The following is a 5,759-nucleotide window of genomic DNA, read 5'->3' as shown; positions in this document are numbered from 1 at the left end:
GACGGAATGCCTGCGTCCTTCCTGATCGACCGCGAGATCAACGCCACCGGCGTCGCCGTCGCGCAGATCGTCTCCAATAACTACCAGGGCGCCCAGCTCGGCGCGCAGGAATTCGTCAAGCTGATGGGCGAGAAGGGCAATTTCGTCGAGCTGGTCGGCAAGGAATCCGACACCAATGCCGGCATTCGTTCCAAGGGTTATCACGACGTCATCGACGACTATCCGGACCTGAAGATGGTCGCCCAGCAGTCGGCCAACTGGAGCCAGACGGAAGCCTATTCCAAGATGGAATCGATCCTGCAGGCCAACCCCGACATCAAGGGCGTGATCTCCGGCAACGATACGATGGCGATGGGCGCCTATGCGGCACTTGCCGCGGCGAACCGCAAGGATGTCATCGTCGTCGGCTTCGACGGATCGAACGATGTTCGCGACTCCATCACCTCGGGCGGCATCAAGGCAACGGTGCTGCAGCCCGCCTTCGCGCAGGCGCAGATGGCGGTCGAGCAGGCCAACGACTTCATCAAGAACAAGAAGTCGCCGGCCAAGGAAAAGCAATTGATGGACTGCGTTCTGGTCAATGGCGACAATGCCGCCAAGCTGGAGACCTTCGCGCTGACGAACTGAGCCAGCGTGATTTGAATAGCGAGGGGCGAACCCAGGATCGCCCCTCGCCGCCATTTTCCGTGGGCCGCCCACGATGCTGAACGACAGGCCGCCATGCTGAACACCAAGCCGAACTGGCCGATCCTTACCGTGATGGTCGGCATCAGCCTGACCGCCTGCAAGATCCTGCCGACGAAATCGGACGACGGCAACAACGCTGCCACCTTCAATCCAGACAAGATGGTCGAAGAGATATGGGCGGCAAAGGTCGTGCCCTATCTCCAGCAGAAAGCCGGACCGTTTGCGCAGGTTCACACACTGGCGACAACCGACCCAGCGGCTGCCGGCGCCAAATACGGCAATCCGAACAAGCAGGCGAATTCGCCTTGGACTTTCGCGGTTCGGCTGGAAGGCAAGATTATCGCGGCCAACACACAGTCGCGTGCGGCAACGGTCGACGTCGATGTCGACGGCGACGGCAAAGCCGATGCACGGGTGCAGATCGGACCGGCGGTGCGCGGTACCGCGCTGCGCGACAGCCTGGACTTCATCCAGTTCAACGACTTCACCAACCAGATCGACTTCGCCCAGTTCGGCAAGGCTTTCAACGCTTATGCCGACAAGACGGTGCTTTCCAAGCTGCCGCGCGAGGCGCTGGAAGGCCGCAGTGCCAAGGTGCTCGGCGCCTATACGCTGGGGAGCGGCCAGGACCTGCCGCTGGTGACGCCGGCGGAGGCAGAGATCGGGCCGAAGCCATGAGCGCGATCGCGGAGCGCGAAATCATTCTGAAGCTCGAGGACGTCTCCAAGGTCTATTCCGGCACCGTTGCGGTCAAGCGCGCCAATTTCGAGGTGCGCAAGGGCGCGGTCAACGTGCTGGTCGGCGAGAACGGCGCCGGCAAGTCGACGCTGATGAAGATCATCGCCGGTGTCGAACGGCCGACCGCCGGCCGCATCCTGCTGGAAGGCGAAGAGGTTTCCTTCTCGTCATCCGGTGACGCGGTGAACCGTGGCATCGGCATGGTGTTCCAGGAGCTGAACCTGTTCGGCAATATGAGCGTCGCCGAGAATATTTTCGCCACCCGAGAAATCACCAACCGCTTCGGCAAAATCGACCACGCGCAACAGGAAAACCGCGCTGCGGAATTTCTGGAACGCCTACAGGCCGGCATCCGGCCCGACATGCTGGTCGAGGATCTGCGCATCGGCCAGCAGCAGCTGGTCGAGATCGCCAAGGCGGTTTCGCTCGATGCACGCATCCTGATCATGGACGAGCCGACCTCGGCGCTGAGTGCTGCGGAAGTCGAGATCCTGTTCAAGGTGATCGCCGACCTCAAGGCGCGCGGCGTGGCGATCGTCTACATTTCGCACCGGCTCGAAGAGCTGATCCGCATCGGCGACTACATCACCGTGCTGCGTGACGGCCGCATCACCGGCCAGGAAGAGATGAAGAACGTCGACACGCAGTGGATCGTTCGCCAGATGATCGGCTCCGACGCCAAGGACTTCGCCAAGGCCGACGGCCATCTTCCGGGCGAAGAGATTTTTCGTGCCGAGGAGATCTGCCTGCCTCGTGCCACCGGCGGACTTGCCGTCGACCATGTGTCGTTGTCGCTGCGTGCCGGCGAGATCCTCGGCATATACGGCTTGATGGGCGCCGGGCGCAGCGAACTGTTCGACTGCATCATGGGCCGCCACGGCCATTCGACCGGCGACATCTTCATTGGCGGTAGAAAGGTCAAGGAGCGCGATACGACGCGGCGCATCCGGCGCGGGCTGGCGCTGATCCCCGAGGATCGCCAGCGCGAAGGGCTTGTCTCGATCCTTTCGGTCGCCAGCAATTTGACGCTGGCCAGCCTGTCGCGCTTTGCCCGCCTGTTCCACATCCGTGGCGCTGACGAAAGGCAGGCGGTGACGCAGGTGGTGCGGGAGTTGGCGATCAGGGTCGCCGACCCGGCGCAAGAGGTGTCGTCGCTGTCGGGCGGCAACCAGCAGAAGGTGGTGATCGGCAAGGCGCTGCTCACCGGGCCCAAGGTGCTGCTGATGGACGAGCCCAGCCGAGGCATCGATGTCGGCGCCAAGGCCGACGTCTTCCGCACCATGCGCAAACTGTCGCGCGATGGATTGGGCATTCTCTTCGCCACCTCGGATCTCGATGAGGTGATGGCGCTGTCAGACCGCATTGCGGTGATGAGCAACGGAAAACTGACGGGCATGTTCGATCGCTCCGAGGCGACGGAGGCAGCCCTTGTCTCCGCCTCGGCACTTGGCCACGGGCCGACCCCGCACACGGAGAAAACCGCCCATGACTGACATCCCGGCCAAGGCGGCTGTCCCCTCCGTCTCGAGCGGCTCGCTGCTGCTGACGCTGATGAAGGCGAGAACCTTCATCGCGCTCATCGCCGTCTTGATCTTCTTTTCGATCGCGGCGCCTAATTTCCTGTCGACCGCCAATCTGATCCTGATGTCGAAGCACGTGGCGCTGAATGCGTTCCTGGCGATGGGCATGACCTTCGTCATTATCACCGGCGGCATCGACCTTTCGGTCGGTTCGATCGTCGGCCTGTGCGGTATGGTGGCCGGGTATCTCGTGCTCAACGGCATCGACCTGCAGATCGGCTACACCATCTATTTCAACGTCTTTGAGATCGCGCTGATCACGCTTGCCGTCGGCATATTGATCGGCGCCGTCAACGGCTTGCTGATCACCAGGCTAAACGTCGCGCCGTTCATCGCCACGCTCGGCGTGCTCTATGTCGCGCGCGGCCTGGCGCTGCTGTCGTCGGATGGCCGCACCTTTCCCAACCTCGTCGGCAAGCCGGAGCTTGGCACCACCGGCTTCGGCTTCCTCGGGGCCGGTCGGCTGCTTGGCCTGCCGGTGGCGATCTGGATCCTCATCGTCGTTGCACTGGGAGCCGCCTATCTCGCCAAGTACACGCCACTCGGTCGCCATATCTTCGCCGTCGGCGGCAATGAACGGGCGTCGCGGATTTCGGGCGTCCGGGTCAACATGGTCAAGATGTTCGTCTATATGTTCTCCGGTTTCTGCGCGGCGATCGTCGGCCTGATCATCTCGTCCGAGCTGATGGCCTCGCATCCGGCGACGGGCGAAAGCTTCGAGCTCAACGCCATTGCGGCGGCAGTGCTCGGCGGCACCTCGATGTCGGGCGGCCGCGGCACGATCGGCGGCACCATCGTCGGCGCCTTCGTCATCGGCATTCTTTCGGACGGGTTGGTGATGATGGGCGTGAGTTCGTTCTGGCAGATGGTGATCAAGGGCCTCGTCATCATCGTCGCCGTCGTCGTCGACCAGGCACAGCGCCGGCTTCAGCAACGTGTCACCTTGATGCAGATGGCAAAGGCAGGCTGAGCATGGCGGAACTGCGGGGAGCGCTGATCGGCTGCGGCTTCTTTGCCGTCAACCAGATGCATGCCTGGCGCGACATAGCGGGCGCCTCGATCATCGCCATCTGCGACCGTGACCCGGAACGGTTGCGGATCGTCGGTGACCAGTTCGGCATTGCGAAGCGCTATACCGATGCGGCGGAACTATTTGCCGGCGAAAGCCTGGACTTCGTCGATATCGCCACCACCGCGCCCAGCCATCGTCCGCTTGTCGAAATGGCGGCCGCCCACCGCGTTCCGGTGATCTGCCAAAAGCCGTTCGCGCCGACGCTTGCCGACGCAAAGGCGATGGTCAAGGCATGCGCGGAAGCCGGCGTTCCGCTGATGGTGCATGAGAATTTTCGCTGGCAGTCACCTATCCAGGCGGTGCGGACCGTGCTCGATAGCGGCGAGATCGGCACGCCCTTCTTCGGGCGTATCTCCTTCCGCTCGGCCTATGACGTGTTTTCCGGTCAGCCCTATCTGGCGACGGGAAAGCGCTTCATCATCGAGGACCTCGGTATCCATATCCTCGATATCGCCCGTTTCCTGCTCGGCGACGTCTCGACCATCACGACACGAATCGCCCGCATCAATCCCGCCATTGCGGGCGAGGATGTGGCGACCATGCTGATGGACCACAAGAGCGGCGCAACCTCCGTGGTCGACTGCAGCTACGCGACCAAGCTCGCCACCGAGCCGTTTCCCGAAACGCTGATCGAGATCGATGGCAGCGACGGCACGATCCGGCTGGCGCAGGGATACCGGCTGACCGTCACCGGCAAGAGCGGCACGGCCGTCACCGACGTCTCGCCGCCGCTGCTGGCCTGGGCGTCGCGGCCCTGGCACAACATCCAGGAAAGCGTCGTAGCCATCCAGCAGCACTGGGTCGACTGCCTGGCAAAGGGGACCGAGCCGGCGACCTCGGGCGCCGACAATCTTAGGACATTCGCGCTGGTCGAGGCCGCCTATGCTGGGGCCGCGAGCCGGCAACCGGTGCAACTCGACGCCTTGCCGAAATGACCGCCGGCACTTTCCTGCTCTACGGCACGCGCGTGGTCGAGGCCGAGCCGGTCAGGCTCAGCGCAGGCTCGCTCAGCGCCGACTTCGTCAACGGCAATCTGCGCACCATCCGCCATGGCGGCACCGAAGTGCTGCGCGCCATCGCCTATATCGTGCGTGACCGCGACTGGGGCACCTATGAGCCAAATTTGACGGACCTGGTGATCGAGCAGGGTGCCGACGCTTTTTCGGTCAGCTATTCGGCAAGCTGCCTGGCCCCCGATGGAAACCGGCTCGGCTTCCGCGCCACCATCAAAGGCTCTGCCGACGGCCGTCTGGTCTTCGACGTCAGCGCCCTTCCCGAAAACGATTTCGAAACCAACCGCTGCGGCTTCTGTATCCTGCACCCGATCGCCGACCTCGCCGGTAGCCCGGTCATGGTCGAGCACACAGACGGCAGCGTGGTGGCGACGAAACTTCCCCAGCTGATCGACCCCTGGCAGCCTTTCAAGGATATCCGCGCCATCTCCCATCAGGTTCGGCCTGGTGTCATCGCTGAGTGCCGGATGGAAGGCGATACTTTCGAAATGGAGGACCAGCGCAACTGGTCGGACGCCTCCTACAAGACCTATGTGCGGCCGCTGGTGCTGCCGTGGCCGTATGTGCTGCCTGCCGGCCAGCCCCTGAGCCAGACGATCAGCCTGCGCATCGCAGGTGAAGGCAAAGCGCCGGCTGCCGCAGTGGCCAGCGAACCGGTCAGGGTCGAAC

Annotated in this window: 5 protein-coding genes and 1 pseudogene; all 6 read left to right on the top strand. The window is 63.2% G+C overall.

Annotated features, from left to right (window positions below; translation table 11 throughout):
• Positions 1-627 (top strand): substrate-binding domain-containing protein (locus EOA22_RS22545; RefSeq protein WP_127390223.1); only part of this gene is annotated, 627 nt, incomplete at its 5' end.
• Positions 628-720: 93 nt separating this feature from the next.
• Entirely contained in the window at positions 721-1,365 is a 645-nt protein-coding gene (locus tag EOA22_RS22540; protein ID WP_027163941.1) for a DUF2291 family protein, read from the top strand.
• Positions 1,362-2,918: a sugar ABC transporter ATP-binding protein gene (locus EOA22_RS22535; protein ID WP_027163942.1), complete on the top strand. Its 1,557-nt coding sequence runs from the start codon at positions 1,362-1,364 to the stop codon at positions 2,916-2,918. Before EOA22_RS22540 ends, EOA22_RS22535 begins: the two co-directional genes overlap by 4 nt.
• Complete coding sequence (locus EOA22_RS22530) at positions 2,911-3,975, top strand: ABC transporter permease (RefSeq protein ID WP_032809713.1); 1,065 nt, start codon at positions 2,911-2,913, stop codon at positions 3,973-3,975. Before EOA22_RS22535 ends, EOA22_RS22530 begins: the two co-directional genes overlap by 8 nt.
• Positions 3,976-3,977: 2 nt before the next feature.
• Positions 3,978-5,012 (top strand): Gfo/Idh/MocA family oxidoreductase, encoded by a 1,035-nt coding sequence (locus EOA22_RS22525; RefSeq protein WP_063167522.1) that lies wholly within the window; start codon positions 3,978-3,980, stop codon positions 5,010-5,012.
• Positions 5,009-5,759, top strand: a pseudogene (locus EOA22_RS22520) (hypothetical protein); the annotation flags it as partial. The gene EOA22_RS22525 and the pseudogene EOA22_RS22520, both read left to right, overlap by 4 nt.

The organism is Mesorhizobium sp. M7A.F.Ca.US.014.04.1.1, assembly GCF_003998745.1.
In the GTDB taxonomy this organism is placed as follows: Bacteria; Pseudomonadota; Alphaproteobacteria; order Rhizobiales; family Rhizobiaceae; genus Mesorhizobium; species Mesorhizobium ciceri.
The sequence above is the reverse complement of the archived record's forward strand: the minus strand, read 5'-3'. Positions and strand labels throughout refer to the sequence as shown.